The organism is Elizabethkingia occulta (genome assembly GCF_002023715.1).
Taxonomy (GTDB): Bacteria; Bacteroidota; Bacteroidia; order Flavobacteriales; family Weeksellaceae; genus Elizabethkingia; species Elizabethkingia occulta.
Genome location: NZ_MAHX01000007.1, coordinates 149,055 through 174,429 on the forward strand (window position 1 = coordinate 149,055; position 25,375 = coordinate 174,429).

The 25,375-nt window shown below is 35.7% G+C and carries 24 protein-coding genes; 14 read left to right on the top strand and 10 right to left on the bottom strand.

The features are described from left to right. Positions 1-417: 417 nt before the first annotated feature. Together BAZ10_RS05440 and BAZ10_RS05445 are read right to left on the bottom strand one after the other, a co-directional pair. Positions 418-1,296 carry a hypothetical protein gene (locus tag BAZ10_RS05440; protein WP_078771199.1) on the bottom strand — a complete coding sequence of 293 codons (879 nt, stop codon included), beginning with the start codon at positions 1,294-1,296 and terminating at the stop codon, positions 418-420. A 6-nt stretch (positions 1,297-1,302) separates the two neighbouring features. Next, positions 1,303-2,322 (bottom strand): DUF3450 domain-containing protein, encoded by a 1,020-nt coding sequence (locus tag BAZ10_RS05445; RefSeq protein WP_078771200.1) that lies wholly within the window; start codon positions 2,320-2,322, stop codon positions 1,303-1,305. A gap of 402 nt (positions 2,323-2,724) precedes the next feature. On the opposite strand from BAZ10_RS05445, the gene BAZ10_RS05450 reads away from it, so the two are divergent. From BAZ10_RS05450 to BAZ10_RS05470, 5 genes are all read left to right on the top strand, one after another. After that, positions 2,725-3,786, top strand: coding sequence for an AraC family transcriptional regulator (locus BAZ10_RS05450; protein ID WP_078771201.1), 1,062 nt, complete (start codon positions 2,725-2,727; stop codon positions 3,784-3,786). A 126-nt stretch (positions 3,787-3,912) separates the two neighbouring features. After that, positions 3,913-6,753 (top strand): TonB-dependent receptor, encoded by a 2,841-nt coding sequence (locus BAZ10_RS05455; protein WP_078771202.1) that lies wholly within the window; start codon positions 3,913-3,915, stop codon positions 6,751-6,753. 20 nt (positions 6,754-6,773) lie between these two features. Further along, positions 6,774-7,955 (top strand): phosphatidylinositol-specific phospholipase C domain-containing protein, encoded by a 1,182-nt coding sequence (locus tag BAZ10_RS05460; RefSeq protein ID WP_078771203.1) that lies wholly within the window; start codon positions 6,774-6,776, stop codon positions 7,953-7,955. A gap of 217 nt (positions 7,956-8,172) precedes the next feature. Further along, positions 8,173-9,756, top strand: coding sequence for a sphingomyelin phosphodiesterase (sph, locus tag BAZ10_RS05465; protein WP_078771204.1), 1,584 nt, complete (start codon positions 8,173-8,175; stop codon positions 9,754-9,756). A gap of 210 nt (positions 9,757-9,966) precedes the next feature. Continuing rightward, positions 9,967-10,878, top strand: coding sequence for an NAD(P)/FAD-dependent oxidoreductase (locus tag BAZ10_RS05470; RefSeq protein ID WP_078771205.1), 912 nt, complete (start codon positions 9,967-9,969; stop codon positions 10,876-10,878). An 83-nt stretch (positions 10,879-10,961) separates the two neighbouring features. Here BAZ10_RS05470 and BAZ10_RS05475 read toward each other — a convergent pair whose 3' ends face one another. The 8 genes from BAZ10_RS05475 to BAZ10_RS05500 form a co-directional block, all read right to left on the bottom strand. Then, the gene (locus tag BAZ10_RS05475; RefSeq protein WP_078771206.1) at positions 10,962-11,420 is read right to left on the bottom strand and encodes a hypothetical protein; all 459 of its coding nucleotides are present in this window, start codon (positions 11,418-11,420) and stop codon (positions 10,962-10,964) included. A gap of 19 nt (positions 11,421-11,439) precedes the next feature. Beyond that, on the bottom strand, positions 11,440-12,891 hold the full coding sequence (locus tag BAZ10_RS05480; RefSeq protein ID WP_078771207.1) for a S41 family peptidase: 1,452 nt from the start codon (positions 12,889-12,891) through the stop codon (positions 11,440-11,442). 439 nt (positions 12,892-13,330) lie between these two features. Then, on the bottom strand, positions 13,331-13,498 hold the full coding sequence (locus tag BAZ10_RS19025) for a hypothetical protein (protein ID WP_165690091.1): 168 nt from the start codon (positions 13,496-13,498) through the stop codon (positions 13,331-13,333). Positions 13,499-13,656: 158 nt separating this feature from the next. After that, positions 13,657-13,830: a bacteriocin-like protein gene (locus BAZ10_RS19030; RefSeq protein WP_165690092.1), complete on the bottom strand. Its 174-nt coding sequence runs from the start codon at positions 13,828-13,830 to the stop codon at positions 13,657-13,659. Positions 13,831-14,013: 183 nt separating this feature from the next. Next, on the bottom strand, positions 14,014-14,370 hold the full coding sequence (locus BAZ10_RS19490; protein ID WP_415778537.1) for a bacteriocin-like protein: 357 nt from the start codon (positions 14,368-14,370) through the stop codon (positions 14,014-14,016). Next, on the bottom strand, positions 14,291-14,473 hold the full coding sequence (locus tag BAZ10_RS05490) for a bacteriocin-like protein (protein WP_059323856.1): 183 nt from the start codon (positions 14,471-14,473) through the stop codon (positions 14,291-14,293). Before BAZ10_RS05490 ends, BAZ10_RS19490 begins: the two co-directional genes overlap by 80 nt. Before the next feature lie 77 nt (positions 14,474-14,550). Then, a complete protein-coding gene (locus BAZ10_RS05495; RefSeq protein WP_078771209.1) occupies positions 14,551-15,180 on the bottom strand; it encodes a DUF2306 domain-containing protein in 630 nt (209 codons plus the stop codon). A 137-nt stretch (positions 15,181-15,317) separates the two neighbouring features. Further along, positions 15,318-16,466 (bottom strand): helix-turn-helix domain-containing protein, encoded by a 1,149-nt coding sequence (locus tag BAZ10_RS05500; protein ID WP_078771210.1) that lies wholly within the window; start codon positions 16,464-16,466, stop codon positions 15,318-15,320. Between the two features lie 127 nt (positions 16,467-16,593). Here BAZ10_RS05500 and BAZ10_RS05505 point away from each other — a divergent pair, with 127 nt between their 5' ends. The 9 genes from BAZ10_RS05505 (at position 16,594) to BAZ10_RS05545 (ending at position 25,357) form a co-directional block, all read left to right on the top strand. Then, positions 16,594-16,950, top strand: coding sequence for a DUF2200 domain-containing protein (locus BAZ10_RS05505; RefSeq protein WP_078771211.1), 357 nt, complete (start codon positions 16,594-16,596; stop codon positions 16,948-16,950). Positions 16,951-17,006: 56 nt separating this feature from the next. Next, positions 17,007-17,453 carry a hypothetical protein gene (locus tag BAZ10_RS05510; protein ID WP_078771212.1) on the top strand — a complete coding sequence of 149 codons (447 nt, stop codon included), beginning with the start codon at positions 17,007-17,009 and terminating at the stop codon, positions 17,451-17,453. A gap of 67 nt (positions 17,454-17,520) precedes the next feature. Further along, positions 17,521-18,528, top strand: coding sequence for an OmpA family protein (locus BAZ10_RS05515; protein ID WP_078771213.1), 1,008 nt, complete (start codon positions 17,521-17,523; stop codon positions 18,526-18,528). Positions 18,529-18,662: 134 nt separating this feature from the next. Then, positions 18,663-19,847 carry a sialate O-acetylesterase gene (locus BAZ10_RS05520; RefSeq protein WP_108721272.1) on the top strand — a complete coding sequence of 395 codons (1,185 nt, stop codon included), beginning with the start codon at positions 18,663-18,665 and terminating at the stop codon, positions 19,845-19,847. Positions 19,848-19,933: 86 nt separating this feature from the next. Beyond that, positions 19,934-21,538, top strand: a complete 1,605-nt coding sequence (locus tag BAZ10_RS05525; RefSeq protein ID WP_078771215.1) for a Na+/H+ antiporter — start codon at positions 19,934-19,936, stop codon at positions 21,536-21,538. 155 nt (positions 21,539-21,693) lie between these two features. Further along, entirely contained in the window at positions 21,694-22,449 is a 756-nt protein-coding gene (locus BAZ10_RS05530) for a siderophore-interacting protein (protein WP_078771216.1), read from the top strand. Between the two features lie 265 nt (positions 22,450-22,714). Beyond that, positions 22,715-23,284 carry a Crp/Fnr family transcriptional regulator gene (locus tag BAZ10_RS05535; RefSeq protein WP_078402542.1) on the top strand — a complete coding sequence of 190 codons (570 nt, stop codon included), beginning with the start codon at positions 22,715-22,717 and terminating at the stop codon, positions 23,282-23,284. 193 nt (positions 23,285-23,477) lie between these two features. Next, complete coding sequence (locus BAZ10_RS05540) at positions 23,478-23,912, top strand: universal stress protein (RefSeq protein ID WP_245803764.1); 435 nt, start codon at positions 23,478-23,480, stop codon at positions 23,910-23,912. 98 nt (positions 23,913-24,010) lie between these two features. Continuing rightward, positions 24,011-25,357: a TolC family protein gene (locus tag BAZ10_RS05545; RefSeq protein WP_078771218.1), complete on the top strand. Its 1,347-nt coding sequence runs from the start codon at positions 24,011-24,013 to the stop codon at positions 25,355-25,357. The last annotated feature ends 18 nt before the right edge of the window (positions 25,358-25,375 follow it).

A 25,375-nucleotide genomic window follows, 5' to 3' on the forward strand; every position in this document is an offset into this window, starting at 1 on the left:
GAAAACCAGGATATTTCTTCACTCATACCATGGGCAAAACCTCTTACTGTAAATCGATTAAAATATTTTTTGTCATTGATAAAAATGACAACTTTGCCATTCTCATTGGAAAGTTTTACCTCGGGAGTATAGGCACCAAAAGAAGAGATACTGTTGTTAATAAATTCATTTTCGTATATATACCAGTTGAATATTAATCCAATAGGTTTTCCATCAAAATAATTATAACCTTCAATAATAATGGTTGGCATTCCCTGTTGGTTGATAAATGGAATATTGGTTATTATTTTGACTCCATGCACCGGAGTATCATTGAAGCTGTAATTGATTATAGGATTGTAGTTCTGTGCTTTTATAAATCCTAGTGTAGAAATCAGGACACTGAGCGTAATTAAATATTTTAAAGTTTTCATAGTATTATTTTTTTAGAGTTTTTATTTCGTTTTCGAGTTGTTGAATTCTCTTATTCTGCTCAATAGAATAAAGTGTGAGTTCTTCGATTTTCTGTAAAAGTTTAATTTGGAAGTCTCCGATGTTTACTCCTTCTTTCTGCATTTCAGCAGCTGAGGTAATCTCTGGTAGATGCTTCTTTTCCTTAATGTGTTTTTCTACGCTGGCTAGGTCGGGTAGTTGATAAGAATCTTCAAAAACAAAATCTGCGGTTGGGGTAGTGGTAACCTTGATTTCTTTGGCTTCGAGTTTACCACTTACACTTACATTACCATTGGCTCCGTTAATAATAAATTGTTTACCCCAATCCCAATCTAGTGCATCATTTTTAGGAGCAATATGCAATGTTGTTCTACCATCATCAGGAGAATGAAAAATCCAACTATTGATACCTCCACTAATTATATCTTGGAATCGGGCGGAACCATTTACATCCAATTTATACTTGGGAGCCTCATATCCAATCCCAACATTTCCATTGTCTTGGAGAAATAATGTGATATCACAAATGCCACCCTGGCAACGATTAACAGCATCATATCGATAGAAGCCTAATCCCTTAGCCCATGTATTTCCTTTCCATATAGCCCATTCTTTTACTTGTCCGGGTTGCGTGTAGGCATCATCAATGAAACGTAATCCCGTCGGAATATAACCTCCATTTCCTCTTATAATAGGGATGTTTTCATTAGCATGAATGTCTAATATAGCTTGTGGAGTAGTTGTCCCGATTCCTACATGTTTAAATTCCGGATTGGTGGTTGCTTGTACCTGCCCTTGTGGTGTACTTAGTTGGGCAAAGTAAAATCCAGGTAATACTAATAGTAGTATGCTTAGCTTTTTCATGATATTTTATTTTGTATTGGTTGATTGTTGAATATTTTTTTCCAGATTTTTAATCTGCTCTTGTTGCTTTTCTACAGTGCGGAATAGTTCTTTGTTTTGTTTATTCTGCTCAATAGAATAAAGTGTCAGCTCCTCGATTTTTTGTAAAAGCTTAATTTGAAAATCTCCGATATTCACGCCTTCTTTCTGCATTTCGGCAGCCGAGGCAATCTCCGGTAAGTGCTTCTTCTCCTTAATGTGTTTTTCTACACTGGCTAAGTCCGGAAGCTGGTAAGAATCTTCAAAAACAAAATCGGCTGTTGGAGTAGTGGTAACCTTAATTTCTTTGGCTTCGAGTTTATTGGTAACAGCAACATTGCCGTCTGCTGCAATATTTAATGCTTGTACAAATTTTCCAGTAGCATCTACAGTAGTAAATACAATTTGATTCTCCAGTAGCCTTATATATGAGCCTCCTCTCGTATTATTGAATCGGGAAAAAGGAGTAACATTATTCCAATGGTTAATATTGTTTCCAATACCAACACCTGTATAAGAGGCAGCAGGTTCAGATGCCCATAAATTTAAATAAGCTGGTGCATTGACGCCATCTCCAGCCGAGTGCAAGAGTAAAGTGGTATCTGCATGTCCACCATAGATATTGAGTTTCGCCTGAGGAGAAGTTGTTCCAATCCCTACATTTCCCAGTATATTTTGGTCTCCAGAAAACTCATTGCTGCCTTTGGTGGCTAATTCCTGCCAGTTATTCCAGACACTAGCATCACCGTTTCTTGTTCTGAAAGCAATACGATTACCACCATGAGGTCCATAATCAGCATTGATCTGTGCATCATAACGATTTGAAAGACCTCCGAAGCTTATTAATGCACCACTAAACGGAGTGCCAGATGATTCATAGGCAAAAGTATAGCCGTTGCCGAAATTGTTGACTGATCCTGGATCTTTTATAAAATATGTTTGGCTTAAGCTCTGAGCAGACAGCCCAATAGAAGTAAATAAAGTGAGTAATAAAAATGTGTTTTTCATAATATTTTAAATTTTAAAAGGTTAATAATTGATTCATTTGTTTCATGGTGTTTTACGGTGGTTTTGTGATGTAGTGTTTCATAGGCTTTAATTTTATAAGGTTTTAAATGAGAAGATTAGTGACTGTTGTCGGTTATTGGTTGTCTGTTGCCAGCAATCAACCATCAACCATCAACCATCAACCATCAACCATGATCAGATAACCGACAAGGCAAATATCCTGGCTCGTGGCGTCAAAACTTGACGCATTATATTTTAGTTTGGATTTTTTTTAGTTGAGTGATAGTATTTTACTGTTTTCGAGTGCTGTATAGTCCCCGGGATTTATTTCTTGCAGATTTAATAAACAGTTAAAAGGAGCTACAGTGAAAATATATAACTTTGGGCAAACGTTAGCCAGCCATGTTATATATTATAATGGTAGTAATGCTTCAGGCGCTGATCACGCTTGCATTTTTAATGTGTTTAATAAAAAACAGAAAATCTCTGCTCAATATGCTGTTGCTCTATATTCTGGTAGTAGTATTGGATATGGGGTATGAATATTTTATTATTCAGAGATTCGGGTACGAATGGGTGATGTATGAAATTCCGGGAAGCCTGCGTGTTTTTAAGGGTTTAATTTTTCTTTATGCTACAGCAGATCTTATTAATGCCCGCTGGCGGGACAAGCTGAAGTATCTTATACCACCTTTGTCTTTAGTCGTGGTGCATCATACGGTAGCGATATCGGCAAAATTGCTTGGTCTTTCATGGGCAGATACTGCAATAGCTTCTTACAAAGCCTATTTTATTTACTATACTTATTACTGGATTCTGTGTCTTGCTTTGTCTATTTTTCTTTTAGTGAAGCATCGGAAAACTGTTAATCATGCTATAGCAAATAACTTCAGATATCTTTTGTGCTATATTCTTGCCAGTATCCTCATTTTATATGCTATTTCTTATTCTTCATCAGACAGAATACAATATCAGAAGGTTTATATTCTGATGTTTCTTATTCAGTTCGGGTGGATATTGTACGTTTATATTTTAACGTACCAGTTCAGACTGAAAGAAGAACGCGAAATTATTCTGCAATCTGCTGAATCCAAGGAGACCTATCAGTATAAAGATCTTTCAAAAATAGATTTTGATTCGCTACAGAAAGCCATAGAGTATTTTTATAAAGAAAGTAACGTTTATCTTGATGAAGAATTTACGCTGAGTCAGCTGGCAGATCATCTGGAAATTAGTAAAGCAGATCTTAGTATAACCTTTAATAAGTACCTGAATTCTAATTTTCATGAGTATACCAACAGAAACCGCATTATGCATTTTAAACAGATCCTGACACAGGATCCTTCAGTTAATGTTACCGATCTTGCTTTTCAGTGTGGTTTCAAATCCAAATCCACTTTTTACAAATATTTTAAGAGAGAATTTAACTGTCTTCCTTCAGAGTATTTACCTAGTTTACAATAATTTAATATTTGTAATTTTCTGAAAATCAATAGTTTGTTTTTGTGGTTTCCGAATTTTAGTTGTATAAAATTTTAATGAACTAAAACTTTTTGGGGGACAGACATCTTTGTGCAAAATTTTACGAAGATGACACGAAAAAGACTTTTGATAACGAAAGCTGCATTTTTCTTTTTAGGTTCTTTTGCTTTTGCCCAGACCTCCGTTAGCGGAACTGTGACAGATAATGAAGGTAACCTTCCCAATGCCCTTGTATATATTGAAAACAGGCAGGAGCGTATAACCTCTAATATAGATGGTTCCTTTATTCTGAATAATATTCCGGATGGATCATACAAACTGATTATAGAATATAAAGGCTATGATAATCTTTCCGTCCCTTTTACGATTTCAGGAACCACTCCGGTAAGTTTAGGACTGATTAAGCTAGGCAGTACAAAAGTTAAAGAGAATAATATCCAGGGAGTTGTTGTTACCAGTGTATACAAAGCTTCCCAGGCCAGGGCTATTACCATGAAAAAGAATTCCAATACAATTACAGAAGTTCTTTCTGCAGATGCTATTGGGAAACTTCCGGACCGTAATGCCGCCGACGCTGTACAACGAATGCAGGGTGTATCTATTGAACGGGATATGGGAGAGGGACGTTTTGTTGCTGTAAGAGGAACACCTATACAATGGACAGCATCTACACTCAATGGAAACAGAATGCCGAGTGCCAGTGGAGACAATGCTAACCGTGGAATACAAATGGATATTTTTCCGTCTGAATTAATCCAGAATGTACGTTTATCCAAAGCACTTACGCCAGATCTTGATGGTGATGCTATTGGAGGACACGTAGATTTTATTACCAAAACATCACCTAATAAAGAAGTTTTAGCAGTAAGTGCAGCTAGTGGATACGTTAATATGGCTAAAGCTCCAACTTATAATGCTTCCGTGGTTTATGGAAATAAGATTACCGATAAACTGAAATTCATTACTTCCGCTGTAATCTGGGAACGCTCTACAGCAATAGATCAGATGCGAAACATTTTCAATTACGGACTTGCTGATAAGACTGCTTCTTATTCTGTTAATCAGTTACAACTTCGGGACTATCTGGCCAACAGAAGAACACTAGGTTTTAATATGGGAATGGACTATGAGATCAACAGCCGGAATAAACTATATGTAAGAGGATTGTATAGCCAGTATAAAGACGGACAGTCTGTGCGGGAAACTTATTTCAATTTTGATAACAAGAATGTGACACTTCAGGCCAGACATGCAGATTATCTTACAGATTTATACTCTATGGAATTAGGCGGGAGTCATCAGGCTGGTCAGCGCATGGAAATTACCTGGTCGTTATCAAAAGCACGCTCAGAGTTCAGATTCGACTCACCGAAGAATCTGGAGAAATCTGAACGGGGATATCCTATTGTTAATTTTATCCAGCCCATGACATACGGAAATCTCTCTGCGGATGGCAGGAAATATATGGCGATGGATGCGCCGGACGGTATAGGGGATACGGGTGATTATACATTACCACATCAGCAAACTCCAATAGCAGCAGATCAGCTAAAGCTAAATCAGGTAATCCTTAGTCAGAATCATAACAGCGAGACAGATTTAAGAGGACAAACGGATGTAAAGTATAAGGTGTCGGATAATTTTGAATTAAAGTTTGGAACAAAATACGCAAATAAAGAAAAAGTAGTAGATGCCAGTGTATTGGTCTGGATGCCTAAATCTTCATTAGGAATTCCGGGTAGCCCTGTTACTTATATGAATCAATTGGAGCGTGAAGGATTTCCATACAAAGGAGGTTTTATGAATCCCCTGGGTAATCCGTATAATGCTGTTATTATCGACCAGATTACCAATGGGCAGATCGACAGTATGTACGATGCTGCAACTCAAAACCATCTGGGTTTGATGCAGGTAAGCAAAAAAGACAGCAACTCCAACCTGACAAGTTCTTACCGTGGAACTGAAAAAGTCTGGGGTACCTATATTATGGGAACCTGGAAAATCACTGACAATTTTCAATTGTTGGGAGGAATTAGAAATGAATATAATGATATTACATTCTGGGGAAAGAAAGTTGTTACAGATAAAGCGGAGGATATAAAAGATAGTAAAACTTATAACGTAGTCCTTCCGATGGTCAATGTAAAATGGAATCTTAGTAAAGACCGTATCCTTCGGGCAGCTTATACCCGTTCGTTTGCAAGGCCGGACTTCAACGATCTTAATCCGGGAACTATTATAAACGACATTACCAATACCGTCAATCAGGGAAATACCAAACTGGAACCTACATTTTCCAACAACTTTGACCTGATGTTTGAGAACTATTTTGGTAAGCTGGATCTTTTTACGGCGGGAGTTTTTTATAAAGATATTACCAATCTTATTTACAAAGATCAATCTATTGTGGATATCGGCGGGAGACCATATACATTTACCTCGCCCAAAAACCTGGAAGGAGCCAGCCTTTTTGGATTTGAAGCAGGAATATCGAAACGCTTTGAAGGCCTTCCCGGATTTTTAAAGAACCTCGGCTTTGAAGGAAATTACACCTATATCACATCCAAAATGAGGATGCCTGTATATGAAAACGGAAAACAGACAGGTACTATGACGGCTACTATTCCTAATCAGGCCAAGCATATATTCAATGCTATATTATTTTATGAAACCAGCAAATTCATGCTTCGCCTTGCGGGAAATTATAAAGGAAACTACGTTAGCGAAGTGAGAACTGCAGCAGGTCCGGATCATTACCAATATTTTGATAAAAACTTTACGGTAGATGCTTCTGCCTCGTACAGCATTAATAAAAATATTCGTCTGTTTGTAGAGCTTAATAATATTTTCAACGAACCCAACCGCTATTATATGGGAGTAAAGAGCCGTGTTGAAAACATCTCTTATTCAGGAATCAGAGGACAGATGGGAATCAATTTCAATTTTTAGTCAGAAACAATTTTATTTATATGAAAAAGTATGTATACACCGCTGCATTTTGTATGGCAGTGCTAATGCAGGCACAGGACAAATGCCAAAACCTGAAAATTAACCAGATACAGATTGTCGGAACGCATAATTCGTATGCACAGCCTGTAGATCCAAAAGTACTGGACATGGCATCACCAATTATTAGCGGGCTGATGCAGAAATTTGGCAGTACGATGTCTGAAGAACAAAAAGCTAAGTTCAAAGAATACCACCCGTATGATTTCGATATAAAAGAGGGACTTAACTATAATCATCCGGATTTTACAGAGCAGCTGAATGCTAATCTGCGTGGTCTGGAGCTTGATGTATACTATGACCCGGATGGTGGCAGATTCAGTACTCCGGCTACTTATCAGATACTAAAAGAAAAAGGTATTACTAATTTGGCACCTCACAATACAAAAGGATTGGATCAGCCAGGATTCAAGGTTTTGCATATGGCCGATATTGATTTCAGATCACATTATCCGACCTTCAAAGATGCGCTTGTAGCGTTGCGCAGTTGGTCCGATGCTCATTCCGGGCATACCCCTGTTTTTATTATGGTAGAAGCCAAGGATTCAGGATTTCCAATTTTTCCTAACAGTACCAAGGTTTTACCTTTCGATAAGAAAGCCTATGACGATCTGGATAAAGAAATCTTGCAGTATTTGGGGAAAGATAAGATTATCACTCCTGCAAGCGTTCAGGGTAAATATACAAGTCTGAAAGAAGCTGTAACTCACAATAACTGGCCAAAACTAAGCGACAGCAAAGGTAAGTTTATCTTTATGTTGCTACCCGGAAGCGCAGGGACACTTTCGTCTAAGAATAATCCATACCTGATAAACGGAACTCTTCAGAATCGTGTTATGTTCCTGAATAGTGAACCGGATGATGATTTTGCAGCTTTCATACTATTAGACAATGCTATTGTAAGACAAAAAGAAATACAGGAAATGGTTAAAAAAGGTTTTATAGTAAGGACGAGATCGGATATAGAAACTTATGAAGCCAAAATGAATGATTTTACACGTTCCAAAGCTGCTTTTAGTAGTGGTGCGCAGGTTATCTCTACAGATTTTTTCCGCCCCAGAAATACATACGGAACTTCCTATTTTGTACAACCGCCAAAAGGAGCGGGGTATATTAACAATCCGATCAATTCTTCATGCAGATAGATTTTTGATTCTGATATACCGAACCAGCAGTTCCATAGAGCTGCTGGTTTTATAATATGGGTGTATATCATTTTTGGTGATACTATACCAATGTTAAGACAGTATGAAGAAATAATTAAATATGTGTTGGTAAATGACCGCAGATCAGTATTCTAATTATTTTTGCGGGAAAGTTTTTCAAAGAAACTTATATACCAATCACAATTAATATTATAATATGAACTATCTCAATTGCAAACCTTATTGGTTTTTGTCATTACTAACTCTTATACTTTTTGTTTCCTGCCGGCAAGAGCAAACTTTGCTCAGGGATCATGATGCAGAAGCCAAAAACACTCAGAAATTCAATGAATTTGCCCGACTTGGAGGAACCCCAATCAAAGTACTCACTTATAATACCTTTCTGCTGAGAGATATTGCTGTTGCCTCTACAACTCAATGGTCACAAAATGCAAGAGCCGAAAAATTGGGTGATGCAGACTTTATCAAAAACTATGATGTTCTTTTATTACAAGAGTGTTTTGACAATACAGCCTCTACAAGTCTGCGTAAAAAACTATCCGTTAGCTACCCTTATCTGACACCGGTTTTAGGACAGACTAAACAAGGATGGAACAATACACTTGGTGACTGGCGAGAGATTATATCCGGTGGATTTGAAAACGGGGGTGTAATGATTGCCAGCAAGCATCCTATCGAATATATGGATCAGTATATCTTTTCTAAAGGATGTGATGCCGATGGTCTGGCGCTGAAAGGTTTTGTATATGTCCGCATACTGAAAGATAACAAACCTGTACATTTTATAGCTACCCATTTGCAGTCTACACAACCGGGATGTAAAGGAAATGAAGTGCAAATCCGGGAAAATCAGCTAAAGACCATAAAAACTTATGTAGACAATCTGAAAATTCCAAAGGATGAAATGTTAATCTATGGTGGAGATTTCAATATTATTAAAGATACACCTGAATATCCTAAAATGTTGAGTTTGTTGAATGTCTCTGCACCTAACTATAAAGGACTTCCTTCTACTTGGGATACAAAGACAAATACTATGGCTGCTTATCATTATCCATATCCGGCGAATAAGCAGGAATATCTCGATTATATTTTTGTATCCAGTGAGCATTTAGTCCCTCCTGTATGGCAGAATGTCGTTTTCGATCCTGTAAGTCCGAATCTGATGACCTATACCAATCTTACACAGGACAAATATTACTGGACAGATTATTCCGATCATTATCCTGTAGAAGGGAATATTTATTCGGATGAGACAACTCCTAAAAGTAGTATGAAGTTCAGGAAGTATGATAAAGTATCGCTAAAATCTGTGAAAACCGGTAAATATATATCAGCAAACCTGTCGAAAACAGATGATTGGTTAAAGGTTTCAGGAAATGTACCGGATGAGAACACCTGGTTTAATCTGGTGAATACTGATGGTGGTAATTATTTTGATCTGAAGGCGGGAAAAGTACGTGTAGAAACCAGTGAGCGTATTAATAATTTCTGGTACTGGGAATTGCTAAATGGTGGTGCCTATTACTACTTTCCAAAGTTTGGAAAATCACTCAAAAACCTAGAACTGGTACTGATTAAAAAGAAAAACGGAAATACTTCAGCTAGTATTGAAGATGGAGATATTGTAGCTTTCAGGGATTATACATCAGCCGGAAATGTTTATTATCTTCAGGTATATAGTAAAAGTGGAACAGACTGGCTTTATTTGAATGGTACTTCTGCCGGGAGCTCAGAACAATTCGAAGTTAAGTTTAATAACACTTCCGTTAACTGGTAGATATTCGAAACAGGGTAAAGAATAATAATTTAGCCAACAATCTTGAGAGTTTGTTGGCTGTTTTTTTGAGAACACATATTACTGCTATAATCAAAATATGTTTTATCGATAATTAAGATTAATATTTCTTTAATGATACTTAGTTGCATTAATTAAAACATTAATTACTTTTGCAGAGACAAAAATGTTTGATGCACAAAATCAGAGAAAATGAAAACAGATAAATTATTTGATGTTATTATCATTGGTGGAAGTTATGCCGGATTATCATCTGCGATGAGCCTGGGACGATCCTTGCGAAATGTTTTAATAATAGATAGCGGGAAGCCTTGCAACCGCCAGACGCCACATTCGCATAACTTTCTGACTCATGATGGTAAAACACCTCAGGAGATATCCCGGATTGCCAGAGAGGATGTAGAGCAATATCCTACTGTAGATTTTTATGAAGGAGAAGCTGTAAAAGGAGAGAAAACAGATACCGGATATACAATAACAACAAATACAGGAGAGAAATTCCATAGTCGAAAACTTATTTTGGCGGCCGGAATCAAAGATATAATGCCTGATATAAAAGGCTTTTCCGAATCATGGGGGATTTCTGTAATCCATTGCCCTTATTGCCATGGGTACGAATATCGTAATAAAAAAACAGGAATTATAGCCAATGGAGACAGGGCTGTTCATATGGCTTCTTTGATAAATAATCTCACTAAGGATCTTACAATCTTAACATCTGGTTCTGCAGAGTTTGATACAGAGCAAAAAGCAAAACTGGAAAAACATAATATTCCTGTTATAGAAAAAAAGATTGCTGAGGTAGAGCATCAAAACGGACAGATTAGTCATATTATTTTTGAAGATGGAACGCGTATGGACTTCAAAGCTGTATATGCTGCCATTCCGTTTATACAGAATTGTGATATTGCAGAACAACTGGGATGTATGCTAACTGAGCATGGCTATATACATGTCGACAATATGCAAAAAACAAATGTTCCGGGCGTATTTGCTTGTGGTGATAGTACTTCTATGATGCGTTCTGTAGCCCTTGCAGTAAGTTCAGGTAATTTGTCCGGAGCTATGGTAAATATGGAGCTGGTGAGTGAAACATTTTTATAGCTTTAGGTTTGTTATTTAAAGTTTAAGAAATTGAAAAAGCTGCCTGAAAAGGCAGCTTTGTAATATGTTTAACGAAACTCATGTTATAAACTGGTTCTGAAAAACGTATTATTATTTTCGATTATCGAATTATTGGAATTTCTTTTAAACTTAAAATATAGCTTTCTGGATGATGTTCTTTGCCATAAATTATTGGTGTTATTCAGACTGCCAGGACGACTAAAAGTATTTGTTATATCATAATTTACAATCTCAAAAATATATTCCGAAGAAGTGCTTTTAATCACATTAATCATAGATTTATTTCCGTTTATAAAGCCATAGCTGAATCGTGAACCTCCCGTCGTAAGTATAAAATCATGTTCGAAAAACTGATATTTAATACCATTATTACCACTCCATTCTCCTTTTATCCACTCAGGCGGATTGAATGAAGCCGGTGTATCTCTGTTTTCGCAGCTGCTAAGTGAAAGTATAATTAAAGCTAGTAGTAGGAATAGTTTTGTGAATTTTGTGTTTATATTTAGAAAAGCTGTGTTCATATAATGTATTTTTAAGCGTTTATTTTGATAATAGTGTTTTAGAGTACTCCAGTTCCGGATCTTTTTGTTCTTTCATCGAACTCAAGAAATAATCTGTTTTCAATGTGTGATCAGGAATTACACCCGTACATTTGGTAATATTATCTCCCTCGCTGCTGTTAAAGAAAATCTCAGTTCTCGGAATTGAAAGTGTACTTTTTGTATTAGGTAGTTTGTAAGTAAGAAACCATGCTGCAGTTGTAAAGTTGCTGCAAGATCCCGTTTCTTTTCCTACTACATTTCCTCTTTTTTCACTTTTAAAAAGAGATGCGAAATAAGTTGCAGCCGAAAAAGTACGGTTATTAATCATCAAAATTACTTTTCCATCGAAGAATAAACCATCACGGGGATAACTTTTAATATAAGTATCGTCTAATCTCGTATTTCCGAAATAATAATCGCCTTTATCGGACTTGTCGAATCTTTGGTGCATAAAGTTGTTTTCGTTGCGTATATCACTATCAGAGAAATATCGATCCGTCTGAGGATCTACCAGATAATCCTTGTAATTGATATCCACTACTTTTGTCCCGTATTTATAGGAATTGTTGAACAGCTTCTCTTTAGAAAGGAAAGAATATAGTAACGGAACATTGCTGATAGAACCACCCGAATTATCACGAATGTCAAGTATCAGATTTTTAGACTTCAGGTTTTTCATATCCTGAAAATACTTCTTCAGCCTTTCGTAGAAGTAGCTTTCGTTGAACGAAAACGACTTTACAGCCAGATAATAAGTATCCGGATTTAGTTGATAACCATAGACGCCACTTCCGGAAGTTACATCTATAGGCAGTATCGCATGTCTGGATTCATAGTTGAATTCAGGATAGTTAATTCCTTTTAGCTCGATGGTCTTTTGTTCACCGGAAGGTATTTCATATTTTATCTTATAAGCTTTTGCATTAGTATAAGAAATAACGGATGACATGTCCAGATCTTCAACTTTTATGCTGCCATCTGCCTGTCTTGAAGCTTTGCTAAAGAGGTCACCGATTTTCTTATTATTTACTTCCAGTATGCGGCTTCCGGCTTCTACACCGTATTTGTTATTGCTGTTGATATACGTATTGCCGTTTTGAACATAGGTTGCCAAAGGAAAAAAGGAAGTTTTGCTTACATAATCTTCCATATAATTAGATTCCATGCCCATTGAGCTGTGTCCGTCACCCAGTACTTTAGTCGGGGTATTCATATAAAAGCCAATATAGGTAGGATTTTTCTCTATTTCTTTGCGTAGAGAATCCAGCTTTTTACCCAATATCTCTTTACTGTGAAAGCGATAAGGATTAGGGTGTTGCTGTTTAATAATATCTACAGCGATGTCAAAATCTTTGAGATAAGCGTCTTTGCTTATTTCCGAAATAGAATACTGTGAAAAGCCTACTATACTGATCAACAACATAGGTAAAATAAGTACTTTCTTCGTCATAAATTATATTTAGTATTAATATTATATCTCAAAAAAATAAAATCGATTTCCTGATGTCAAAGACATTAACGGATCGTTTTAGGGCGATAACAGAATGAGTTTTGGTTGTGTTTTTTACCAGAATCCCGTGAGAATCGGGGCAAATCTATAAAAATTATATACAGTTTCAGAATGACTTTTTTCATGTTAACAAAAAATTATGAACAAGTGTTTTAATATTCAATACTGTATTACAGTGTGTTATAATGTTTGTTTAATTTTCTGTATTAATAAATTTTAACACTAATTAGATTAAATAAAAATAATTTAGACTAAAAAATTTTTTCAATCCAGATCTGAACATTGTGGAAATTAATTTGTGTGAATACGTAATTTATAATAGTAGAAGGAGGAGAGATGTGGTAACTTAAATTAAAAAAGGATGCTTTAGCATCCTTTTTTAATTGTCTTCCGGACATTGAGGTAAGTATTCCATTTCCGTTGTTTTTTGACAGGTGCCAAAGCAACATATATAATTTCCGGTACGACAGTCTCCTCGGCTATGGCAAGTTTCTCCTTCACCACTTCCCTTGATAACTTTTAAATCTTTTTTCGATAACTTTTTCATAATAAATTATTTATTTGGTTGAGATGTAAATATAGTGTTTATTCACTTAGAAGTGATTTAAATATTTGAAATATTTTGTAATAGAATGAAAAATGGAATGTACTGTAGAAAGGACAAATGAAAAAACAGCTGATAAAATATCAGCTGCTCTTTGTTAATTACTTCATTCTGCAACCTGCTGCATAGCATGGTTCGGTATCTAGTGGGCTGCACTGCATTTCCCAAAACTCTATTTGCCTTGGTTTTGTACAAAATGGAAGTCCATCATTTGTTCCGATACCACCTACAACAGATTTAAGTTCGTTTCTGGAAATCTTCTTTAAATTTTTCATAATACTAATATTTATTTGGTGGAGATAAATATAGTGTATTTTATTCACTTTTAAGTGATTTATATTGAATGTATATTAATCTTCGGATCTGTAATTGTAAAGAGAATAGATTTTAATGCTATAGTTTTATAAAAAATTTGTGTTTATAGCCTAAATAAAAGCCCTCAATAATGAGGGCCAATGTTATGGTCTTGTTACAGGAATACACTGACAAATGCAGTCGTATTGCTCATATTCTTCAGCACAGACTCCTATAGATTCACAAATCATAAGATAGCCAGGTTTACAATAGGGCGGCTTATAACCGCCAGTTCCACCTTGTACAGACCTTAATTCCTCTCTGGAAATTTTCTTTAAATTTTTCATAAGATTAATATTTATTTGGTTGGTCTGTAAATATAAAAACAATTCTATATATAGTGATTTAATATAATGGAATAATTTAAAAAAGTAAAAGACCTTAGCATTTAATTTTATCCAGATCATCCACAGCCTTTTGCATATCGTCGATACTTGTATAGTTATCAAAGCACAAACCATAGCTTACACCACAAGAAGCTGTGTGATTATACCACATACTGCATGCTGCACTACCTTTTACATTTTTAAGATCATTTCTTGAAAGTTGTCGTAATTTTTTCATAATAAAATTTTTTTTGATTCAGCTTTCAAATTATAGATATATTCATCAACAAGCAAATAAATAGGCCAATACTTTTTTTAAAGAGTAGCTGACTCATAATCAGCAGGTCCTTTTGCTTTCCTGTTTATAAAATAAGCCACTATAAGATTTGGAACCCAGCATAACCATGCTACTACAATATAAGAATTGGCAGAATCCTTTGTTAAAACTGTTAGCAGAGGAAACCATAACCTGAGTGTAACGGCAGCAAAAGTACAGGCATAGCTATAGATCATCAGTTGCTGATGTTGTTTAATATTTCCTTTTCTTATCTGTGATAAAGCCATAGCTGTTGTTCCAAACCAGATCAGTCCCAGTAAGATAAATCCGGTTGCAGATATAATACCACCATTAGCATAAAATCCCATATAGATTCCGGCAACTGAACTAAGAATAACTGAGACTACATAAAGCTTTCCGATATTTCTGTGCAGTTTTATATGTTTATTCCTGAACTTTTTACCAAACTGACGCCATCCGATAAAAAGTGATATCCCACCAAACGTAATGTGAGTATAGAATGCCAGTTTCCAGATAATATTATGAAGAACTTCCGGAGTTTTAGATCCCAGAAAAGTATGTTTGTGATCTACAAGAGCATACATAAACGGATATAACCCAATAAGGAGAGCAAAAATACAGAGGATAACAAATAGAAAATTCTTCATAAAAGATCGTTTAATTTTTTTTACAAAAATGCGGATCAAAAGTGGTTTAACTGTTCCATAATGAAAGGTGGTACTAATTTTATTTTATTGATAATCATATTGTTATGTTATTTGTGTGTTGTCGTGCCTATATTAGGTTACTGCAGGTTCAAATTCTGACTTTTTATAAATTCTCTGGGAGAGCTATCCATATACTTTTTGAAATTTCGGTTAAAAGACGTTTTGGAATTGAAACCGCTTTCAAAAGCTAAAGAAAGAATTGTGAATTTTTGGTTTTCCGGTAACACCACTATTCTTTTAAATTCTTCAATACGTTGCCGGTTTATATAATCATAGAAATTTTTATTCTCTACCGAATTAATGGTCTGTGAGAGTATATTGGGTTGGATGCCTAATAAAGCTGCGACATGATTCAGGTTCAGTTCCGGATCTTTGTACAGCTTTTCATGTTCCATCTGGTAGGTTAGCTTTTTATAGATGTCCTGTATTGCATCTTCTCCCGCAAATGTTTTTTGGTACTTCACAGCAACAATATCATCGTTTTGTTCGGCTTGTTTTTCTTCAGTGATATCCGACTGTTTGGAAGCAAATTCTAAGATACCTACACGGCTGATTCCAAAATAAGCAGCAACAATTATGAATAAGCTTACCAGTGTGAAAATCAAGATTTCATTCTTTAAAATTACAGCGATCCAAATCAGTGCAATACCTGTGATGAGATAATAAGACCAATTCAGATTAATTTTTTCGGTATTGGAATACAAATCAGAGATTTGCTTTTTATACCGGCTAATTGCCAAAATGCTGAGTATAACGTATAGAATACCGGATGAAATAATAACCACCTTAATAATTTTTCGGAAGATTCTGTAGGCAGTAGTACCATATTCATATATATAGACCTTCTCCTGAGGGGTCAGTATGAAAAAATTTATAAGGTAGATATAGGTTATAATAGCCGGTGCAAAATGTAATAGCCAATTATATCTGTTAGGTTGTCGACCTGTAAGGTAAAGAATGTACAAATACAACATAGGGCCGTGGATGAGTGGCACAGGAATATCCAGTCCGAGTAAATAAGGAAAATTGGAAAATTGACCGGAATAGAATAACACGAAAAAAATAAGATGTATCCCTATAATAAAGAACCATGTAGCCAATAGATAATCAGCAGTCTGTTTTTTAGCTTTTCCCAGAATAAGAAAAGCAGAAAAAAAAGCAATAAAAATACTGGCTAGATAAAATATTACAGGGATTGACAAAAAATGAATATCGGAATCCGGCATAAGAATATTAAACTTAAAATCAGAGCTTTAATTTATTGATTTTTTCCGTTTAGGAGTTGAAAAGTTTTGTATTTTAGTTTCTTTTACAAGCTTGTAGCTATAATAGTAATCTGATAAACAGAGTGGAATGAATAGTAATAATGAAAGAGTATACAAAATGTCCTTTGCCGGAGTTTATCCGCACTATATTCAGAAAGCGGAAAAGAAAGGACGGACAAAGGAAGAAGTAAATGAGGTTATATTCTGGCTTACAGGCTATAATGCAAAAAGCTTGCAACAGCACATAGACCAAAAAACAAACTTCGGGGATTTCTTCAATCAGGCTCCAAAAATCAATCCGAATGTTTCAAAGATTACCGGAGTTATCTGTGGATACAGGGTAGAAGAAATAGAAGATCCGATTATACAGAAAGTTCGTTACCTGGATAAGTTGATTGATGAACTGGCGAAAGGAAAGAGTATGGAGAAGATATTGAGAGAATAACTAGATAAAAATTGCATAAAACATTGAAATATAAAGACTGTAAAAATTTTCGGTGAATGAAGAAAATTATATTTAAATTCTGGCTGGTAAATCTTCTGATCAGTATTCTGCTATTTTTCCTTTACAAAATTGTGATGATGGAAACAAAACAGACAGATGCAACTTTCCTGGGAAATATTCTGTACATAATTGATATTTTGCTAAACTTAGGTTTTTCGTTGATCTATCTGGCTGTAATGGTTTTGGGTTCTTTATCGTTTTTTCTAAATCTAATAGAGAAAATCAGAAATAATTCTTTCTTGTCTTTTTTAGCATTTTCAGGAATACCGTTAATCTGTGTTGTTTATTTAGGTACTAATGTTTTAATAGAGATATATCAGTACAACTACAGCTTTATAATACGCCCATTAGTTTTTTTAATAGTTTATTTACTATGCACCGGCGTAGAATTTTTCGTATTCAGAAAAAAAGTAAAAAAGCATTTGAATATAAGCCTTCAATAAAAATTTATGATCTTTGAAAACAAAATAAAAAATCTATATAGATAACACTCAAACAAATTTAATTGATATGAAAAAAATGACAACCAGAATTACGATTGCGGCAATCTCTTTATTTCTTTTCTCTTGTGGCAAGAAGAAAGGAGAGGATAACAACGTGAAACAGGATTCTCTAAAAACAGAAGAAAAGGTTTCCACACAAACAGCTTCTTCAGCATTTAATATAGATGCCGTTCCGGTTTCGGATAAAAATATAGGCGACTTTCCTTTTTTCAGTATGCCCGAAGGACTTGTTTCACAGAATAAACCTATAGAAAAGAAATATGATAAAATATTTTTTCCAATCGGAGGTGTGATGACTCCGTTCGAAGGAAAAGTATGGAAAGCCAATGTTGTTGTTAAAGAAGGAAGCAATGAACAATGGACATTGCCATTTTTCGAAAAAAGTTTTGATGAAGCTATTACATCTGTTGGCGGTGTAAAAATATTTGATGGCGAGATTACCAATGAAGAATATGAAAAATATAATAAACAGGCAATGAACCTTGGGGAAGATGGTGGAATTGGATATGCAGGAGAGAATATCAAAGTGTATGTTATCAGACGCAAAGATCAGGGGAATATCTATATTCAGTTAACAGGTAATACTGCGTACGGAAAAATCAATATACTACAGGAGGAAGGTTTTAAACAAACCATTACTTTGATAAAATCTGATGAGATTAAAAAGCAGCTTGATGAAAAAGGAAAAGCAGTGCTTCATATCAATTTTGATACAGATAAAGCGAGCCTGAAACCCGATGGTACAGATGCTGTAAAAGAAATTGTAAAAGTTTTGAATGCAGATAAGGCATTAAAAATTGCTATTAACGGCTATACCGACAATTCTGGTAATGCAGAACACAATCTAAAACTTTCTGATGCAAGAGCCCAGTCTGTAAAAGGTGAAATTGTGAAAGCGGGTATTACTGAGGATCGTTTATTGGCAAAAGGTTTTGGCCAGCAAAGTCCGATAGCAGATAATAACACAGAAGAGGGGAAAGCCCAAAACAGAAGAGTAGAATTGATCAGGAAATAAAAAATATCAGTTGGTATAATGCTAACTTCCTGAACCTAAAAAAAAACATGTAATCAAAAGGATTACATGTTTTTTTATTTTTAAATTTATCAGGACGGGACTAAAAACTACTGCTAAATTCTAACTTGTGTAAAATGAAAAGTACTAAAACAAAATATCATTTACGATTCTGTATAAAAACGATATACTTGCTTTTTTTAGCAGCCGTATTGGTAAAGGCGCAGAAAAAAATAACAGGTAATTCAGTTCCTGAGTTGGCCAATGGTATTAATCATATTCTTGGATATGGACAATCATTATCAACAGGAGAGGAAAGCGGTAAAGTATTAACAACGAAGCCATTTGATCGTAACATACTAATGATGCAGGCCAATACTTTTGTTCCCTATTATAATCAGAGTACAGAAAATCCTTTAGGTGGTTTAGGCATTGCACTTTCGGAACTTGGTGATTCTAAATACCATAAAATTCTAATGTCATCTCATGGAGCTGGCGGTTTTTCAATAGAAAAGCTAAGCAAAGATACTGTTCCATACACCAATTTGTTAAAAGAAGTACAGAAAGCACTAACTATTGCATCCTCTAAAAAAGAAAACTATAATGTACTGGTTGTAGCCTGGACACAGGGAGAAAGTAATTATCAGGATTCACCAATTGCTTATAAAAATAAATTAAAGCAACTAAAATCTGATTTGAACAGAGATATTAAAGCCATCACAAAACAAAAGAATGACATAATATTTGTAATGTATCAGCCTTCATCATGGATGTCCGGAGAACCCGAATCTACAATGACTACTGCTTATCTTGATCTGTCACTAGCAGAGAAAGGGTTTTACTGCTCAAACCCTCAGTATGATAAAAACTATGTTCGTTCTTCAAACGGTGTTTATTTTCATATGCCGGCAGAATCCTATAGAAGATTAGGTGCTGAATATGGTCTGGTTATCCACAATATACTGCATAAAAAAAGTTATAAGCCATTGTATATAAAAAATGTGAATTATAAAAAGAATACAATTGATGTTGTACTTTCCGAACCGGTTGTAATTGATAAGACTTTGGTTTCACCTGTAACCAATTTTGGATTTAATGTTACTGGAAATACAATTGAATCCGTGAGGATTATTAATAATAAAGTGACCATTGTTTGTCATTCTAATATTGGCCCGGGAAATATTCTGACTTATGGATTTAATGGAACTGAGCATTCCGGATGGGAATTTGGAGAGCGTGGAAATCTAAGATCACCGGTTGTGCAAACGCTTAGCCTTGGTAACCTGTATAAATGGCTTACCTATTACAGAAAAGAATTGTAGGATAAACCGGGCTTTTTTTGCTTTTTGATCTAGGTCATAGTTTTGGGTTTTAGGACTGTCTAATTTCGCGGCATAATTATTTGTGTATGGCAGAACTTGAAAAAATTATCTGGATTTCTATTATTCTTATTGTTATTATTTCGGTAAAAGACAGACTAAAACTGGCATTACCTATTTTACTGGTAGTAGCAGGTTTGTTACTAAGCCTTACCCGGCTGGTGCCATCTATAGATATGAGCCCTGAGATGATTTTTTATGTTGTGCTTCCGCCTATTTTATTCGATGCAGCATGGAATACTTCTATTCCTGATTTCAAAAAAGAGCTGCCAAAAATATCCTTGCTGGCAGTAGGATTGGTTTTTATTACCACTACAGTTATAGCTGTTGTTGCTCATAGTATTATCCCCGGATTTACATGGCCGCTGGCTTTTATACTAGGCGCAGTTATATCGCCACCCGACGCTGTCGCTGCGACCAGTATAACGAGAGATTTACCGCTCCCTAAAAAATTGATAACCATATTGGAAGGAGAAAGCCTTCTAAATGATGCCTCAGCACTTATCGCTTATAAATGTGCTGTTACAGCTGTATTGAGTGGAATATTTTCCTTCTGGGATGCTGGCATACAATTTATTAGTATTAGTCTTGGAGGTATTGTGATCGGGCTTTTAATTGGTTTTATTTTCCTGAAGATGCATCGCTTTCTGAATGGAAACAGTAATACTGAAACCTTTGCTATTGTATTATTGCCGTTTGCTACTTACAGCCTGGCAGAACATCTTGACTTGTCCGGAGTTCTGGCTGTAGTTGCTTTAGGAATGTTTCTTTCATGGAATTCATTTTCCTTATTTAGTTCTGTAAGCCGGATTCAGATGAGCCACTTCTGGGACGTTATAATTTTTGTTCTCAATGGATTGGTTTTCCTTATCCTTGGGATGCAGCTACCACAGATTATTTCAGATATACCACATCCAGAGCTTCCTGTTCTCATTCTTTATGGCCTGTTTATTTTTGGTATTTTAATTTTGATCAGGCTGCTGATAACATTTACTTTTCCCATATTTTCCGGAGTAAAATCCGGATATAAAGATATTTTGCTGCCACGACTCCGGAAAGAATATATTATCCTTTCCTGGTCCGGAATGCGTGGAGTAGTCTCTTTAGCCGCAGCCCTTGCGTTACCTGTATATACCAATAGCGGAGAACTGATTGAGCAACGCAGTACCATATTATTTGTATCATTTGTTGTTATCATTTTCACATTGCTTATACAGGGGCTTACCCTGCCCAGATTGATTAAATTGATAAAGCCTGCTTCTGAAGAGAAGCAGTATGAAAAAGAACTGGATATTCTGTTAATTGAAAAATCACTATCCTGTCTTCAGACTATGCAGGGAGAGAATGAAATGTCACGTGATATTATTGCCGGAATAACTGAAAAGCTGAAAAAGGAAGAATCGGATCTATTCAAGGACGATGCAGAATCTCCTGATATTATGGCAAAGAAAAAATGGCGGGAAACCTACTTTAAAATAGAATTGGAGCTTATCGAATTTCAGCGTAAAGAACTGATAAAATATTATCACAAAGGAGAATATGCACTAGAAGAGGTTCGGAAAAAAGAACAGGAACTGGATTTCTGGACAGCAACCGTTTATCAGGAAATGGAATCTCTGAGACCGCAGTATTAAATGACTTGTAATTAGTTTTACTTATAAGCAAAAGAAAATATTTATACCTATTCGTTTTTTTGACTCAGGTCAATGTTTCTAAATTTTGATGTTGTGATCTTTGCATGGATAATAATTAACACAGGATTTTAGCAAATAAAAAGTTTATTATAATAATGGAGCAGAAAATAACTAAAAAAATACGTTCTGTATTTACAGTGAAACATAAAGAATACCTTACACCTCACCTTATTCGTGTAGTATTTAATATGGACGATGAACAGACAGAATTACTGTCAGGAGTTAGATCGGGATCCAATAATAAGATATTTATTCCGGTAAATGACGGCAGGCAGGAGAGTATGGTGAGAACCTACACCAACCGCAAAATAGATCTGGATAAAAAAGAGTTGAGTATTGACTTTGTAGCGCATGGTGACAATGGCCCCGCATCTGCATGGGCACTGAATACTAAGGCTGGTGACCATCTGGGAATCGGTATGAAAGAAAGTTTGAGACCATTGGTTCCGGAAGCAGATAGTTATCTGTTGGCGGGCGATGCTACAGCTTTGCCTGTTATTAGTGCTATTCTGGAACAGCTTCCTGCAGAAGCAACAGCAAAAGTCTTTCTGGAAGTACCAACAAAAGAAGACGAGCTAATACTGTGCTCTGCAGCCTATGTAGAAACAGAATGGCTGCATAATTCTGCTCCCGAGCAGGGAAGTAATCTTGCTGAAGAGGTGAGAGCATTTGAATTTCCGGAGGAGGACATGAAAAAGTATGTGTATATCGCTGCCGAATATACAACAGTAAAAGATTTACGCAGTTATTATCGGATAGATAAAGGCTGGAATCCTCGTGAAATGTATGCTTGCTCTTACTGGAAAGCAGGTGCTTCGGAAGACGAAGCATCCGATGATCTGAAAAACTGAAACTAATTAACAATAGGATATTTACAGAACCCGGATAAGAGGTTCTGTAGATATTCACCAGTGAAAATTAGATTTTATCTGTTTTCAAAAATGCATCAGATAACTAAGTATATATAATTTTTGAAATCTATTAAAGTTGGTCCTTGTCAGAATGTATAATTCCGGCAGGGATTTTTAGATTTATGAAAACATAGAATTTATATAGTACAACAATGTTTTTTTTATTTTATTACATTTGTGTGCTGACCCGATTTAGGATAATTACATGAACGAATTATTAGTATCATATATCAAAAGTAAGATATCGGTAACAGAGGAAGAACTGAATACAATTCTCTCTTACTTTAAAACCATAAAGCTTAAAAAAAATGAATTGTTGCTCGCAGAAGGACAGGTCAGCCAACGTTCTTTCTTTGTAACCAAAGGCTGCTTACGGATTTTCTTTATCAACGAGGAGGGACAGGAGGCGACACGCTATTTTGCCTTTGAAAATCAGTTTGCAAGTGCATTGGTGAGTTTTATTACAGCCGAAAAATCTAAAGAGTTTATACAGGCAGTAGAGCCTACCGAAGTTTTTTACATCAGTCATAAAGATTTTTATCATCTGTTGGAGATTATCCCACAGTGGGAAAAGTTTTACAGAATCTATCTGGAAATAGCTTACATAACCAATACCAGACGGCTGATGTCATTTCTTATACAGGATGCATTGGAAAAATACCGTCAGTTGCTGGCAGAAAATCCGGTTATTGTACGGAGACTTTCCAATAAAATGGTTGCATCCTATCTCAATATTTCTCAGGAAACCCTTAGTCGTCTAAAATCGAAGCTATAAGGATTTTTATGACTGTTTACTTTTAGCTTTAGTTTCTGTTTCTGTTTCTGTTTCTGTTTCTGTTTATACCGGATAAGCCTAGGAGTGTGTGATAATTTAGCAGGCTCTAAATCTCCTTTTTTGACACAGGTCAAAGTTTTTAATCTTGTGATAGCGGAATTTTGCAACATGATTTTAAACAAAACCTATGAAGATGAAATCTATAATCATTGCGCTTGATGAGAGTACTTATTCTCAAGTCATAGCCCGACAAGGATTTGAATTAGCCACTGTTTTTAAAAGTACAGTAACAATCCTCCTGATTCGGAATAACGAAGCGGTAATAAATGCATCACTAGCCAATATCTCTATAGAAGAGAATGACAATTCCGAAGAAAATCTGATGATAGAAATTCAAGAACTTGCTAAAGTATTTGATACTATAGAATATAATATGACAACGTTGGAAGGTGATCCAATGGAAGAGATTATCCGCTTCGTTACCGACAGCACAGCCGATTTACTTATTGTGGGTACCCACGGAAGAACCGGTTTGGATCATTGGATTACCGGAAGTGTTGCCGAACATGTAATCCGCCATGCTACAATCCCTGTTCTGGTGATACCTTATAATCACCAGGCGCACTAAATCCTATATATAACATAATTGCTTATTAATAAAAAAATAAGCGGGCTAAAAGCCTGCCTGGCGGAGCTATGCTCTGTTACGAACGAAAAATAGAAGAAATGAAAACATTAAAAATTCCATTGAAAGCCATCAGAACATCATTGTTGATGTATGCCGGCGGAAGCATGATGATGGTAAGCGTAAAGGCGCAGTCGAATATCCTTACACTTAATCAGACTATAGAGATGGCACTCTCTAATAGTAATGCGTTAAAATTAAAACGCTCTGCTATTGATCTTGCAGTTAATAAATACAATCTGTCAAAGGACTTATCATTGCCGACAGGAAGTGTTAGCGGTAGTTTTTCTCATGCTGAAATTCCGGCAAATCATATCAGGCTAGGTTCTCTGGATTGGATATTACCGGACAGAGCAGATTCATATAATGCTAATGTTGCGCTTAGTGAAACAGTATTTAATGGTTTTAAGCTGAAATATGCGCGAGCTTCGACATTGTTATTAGCAGAAATGGCTAAAACGAATGTAGCTCTTAGTGAAGATGAGGTAATCTACACTGCGGTACAAATGTATTTTGATTTGTATAAAGTTACCCAGAGCCAGAAAATTGTTCAACAGAATATGCTGGCTATAGAAAAGCTTATCCAGCAGGCCGATCAGTTTTACCGCCATGGTATTGTTACCAAGAATGATGTGCTGCGTTTCAGACTGCAAAAATCAGCAATAGAAATTACAGCATCTGATTTGGAAGCTAACCGAAAAATTATCTGTTATAATATGACTGTATTACTAGGATTACCGGAAGATACAGATTTAAAATCAGGACAGGTTTTACTGAAAGAAGATGTTCCTGCTCCGCTAAGACAGTATGTGGATTTTGCTTTTGCAGAAAGAAAAGAATTGAAACAAAATGATTTGCAATACAAAGTGGAAGAATTTTCCTTTAAAACAATACAGGCAGAAGAGCTTCCAAAATTATCTGTAAATGCCGGTTTAAAATATCTTCATGCAGGATCTACATTTATCCCTGTCAACGGAAATTTTATAGCGCCAATTTCTATAGGTGCTACAGTATCATGGGATTTTTCTACACTATGGATGAATAAAAACAAACGTTCCGAAATAAAAATCCGCCAGCAGCAAACATCGATAGAAAAAAATATCTGGACAGATAAAATCCGTACAGAAGTTAATCAGGCTTATCAGCTCTACCAGCGTGCTCTGAATAAGGTAGCATTGCTACATTCATCTATAGATGAAGCAACGGAGAATGACCGTATGCAGGAAGACCGTTACAAAAATAATGTCACTACAGTCACCGACCGTATAGATGCTGATGCCAAACTTTATCAGGCACTTACCGATCTGGAAATTGCCCGTGCGGATGCTTCTGTTGCATGGTACAATTTATTAAAAGTGTCGGGTAAAATTTCAACAATTAATCAATAATACGATAAGAAAAATAAG

Excerpts from the sequence above, each read along its gene's own strand:
- BAZ10_RS05440 (WP_078771199.1), bottom strand. The coding sequence starts at position 1,296 with ATGAAAAAGCTAAGCATACTACTATTAGTATTACCTGGATTTTACTTT.
- BAZ10_RS05445 (WP_078771200.1), bottom strand. The coding sequence starts at position 2,322 with ATGAAAAACACATTTTTATTACTCACTTTATTTACTTCTATTGGGCTG.
- BAZ10_RS05450 (WP_078771201.1), top strand. The coding sequence starts at position 2,725 with ATGTTATATATTATAATGGTAGTAATGCTTCAGGCGCTGATCACGCTT.
- BAZ10_RS05455 (WP_078771202.1), top strand. The coding sequence starts at position 3,913 with ATGACACGAAAAAGACTTTTGATAACGAAAGCTGCATTTTTCTTTTTA.
- BAZ10_RS05460 (WP_078771203.1), top strand. The coding sequence starts at position 6,774 with ATGAAAAAGTATGTATACACCGCTGCATTTTGTATGGCAGTGCTAATG.
- sph (WP_078771204.1), top strand. The coding sequence starts at position 8,173 with ATGAACTATCTCAATTGCAAACCTTATTGGTTTTTGTCATTACTAACT.
- BAZ10_RS05470 (WP_078771205.1), top strand. The coding sequence starts at position 9,967 with ATGAAAACAGATAAATTATTTGATGTTATTATCATTGGTGGAAGTTAT.
- BAZ10_RS05475 (WP_078771206.1), bottom strand. The coding sequence starts at position 11,420 with ATGAACACAGCTTTTCTAAATATAAACACAAAATTCACAAAACTATTC.
- BAZ10_RS05480 (WP_078771207.1), bottom strand. The coding sequence starts at position 12,891 with ATGACGAAGAAAGTACTTATTTTACCTATGTTGTTGATCAGTATAGTA.
- BAZ10_RS19025 (WP_165690091.1), bottom strand. The coding sequence starts at position 13,498 with ATGAAAAAGTTATCGAAAAAAGATTTAAAAGTTATCAAGGGAAGTGGT.
- BAZ10_RS19030 (WP_165690092.1), bottom strand. The coding sequence starts at position 13,830 with ATGAAAAATTTAAAGAAGATTTCCAGAAACGAACTTAAATCTGTTGTA.
- BAZ10_RS19490 (WP_415778537.1), bottom strand. The coding sequence starts at position 14,370 with ATGGTTTGTGCTTTGATAACTATACAAGTATCGACGATATGCAAAAGG.
- BAZ10_RS05490 (WP_059323856.1), bottom strand. The coding sequence starts at position 14,473 with ATGAAAAAATTACGACAACTTTCAAGAAATGATCTTAAAAATGTAAAA.
- BAZ10_RS05495 (WP_078771209.1), bottom strand. The coding sequence starts at position 15,180 with ATGAAGAATTTTCTATTTGTTATCCTCTGTATTTTTGCTCTCCTTATT.
- BAZ10_RS05500 (WP_078771210.1), bottom strand. The coding sequence starts at position 16,466 with ATGCCGGATTCCGATATTCATTTTTTGTCAATCCCTGTAATATTTTAT.
- BAZ10_RS05505 (WP_078771211.1), top strand. The coding sequence starts at position 16,594 with ATGAATAGTAATAATGAAAGAGTATACAAAATGTCCTTTGCCGGAGTT.
- BAZ10_RS05510 (WP_078771212.1), top strand. The coding sequence starts at position 17,007 with ATGAAGAAAATTATATTTAAATTCTGGCTGGTAAATCTTCTGATCAGT.
- BAZ10_RS05515 (WP_078771213.1), top strand. The coding sequence starts at position 17,521 with ATGAAAAAAATGACAACCAGAATTACGATTGCGGCAATCTCTTTATTT.
- BAZ10_RS05520 (WP_108721272.1), top strand. The coding sequence starts at position 18,663 with ATGAAAAGTACTAAAACAAAATATCATTTACGATTCTGTATAAAAACG.
- BAZ10_RS05525 (WP_078771215.1), top strand. The coding sequence starts at position 19,934 with ATGGCAGAACTTGAAAAAATTATCTGGATTTCTATTATTCTTATTGTT.
- BAZ10_RS05530 (WP_078771216.1), top strand. The coding sequence starts at position 21,694 with ATGGAGCAGAAAATAACTAAAAAAATACGTTCTGTATTTACAGTGAAA.
- BAZ10_RS05535 (WP_078402542.1), top strand. The coding sequence starts at position 22,715 with ATGAACGAATTATTAGTATCATATATCAAAAGTAAGATATCGGTAACA.
- BAZ10_RS05540 (WP_245803764.1), top strand. The coding sequence starts at position 23,478 with ATGAAATCTATAATCATTGCGCTTGATGAGAGTACTTATTCTCAAGTC.
- BAZ10_RS05545 (WP_078771218.1), top strand. The coding sequence starts at position 24,011 with ATGAAAACATTAAAAATTCCATTGAAAGCCATCAGAACATCATTGTTG.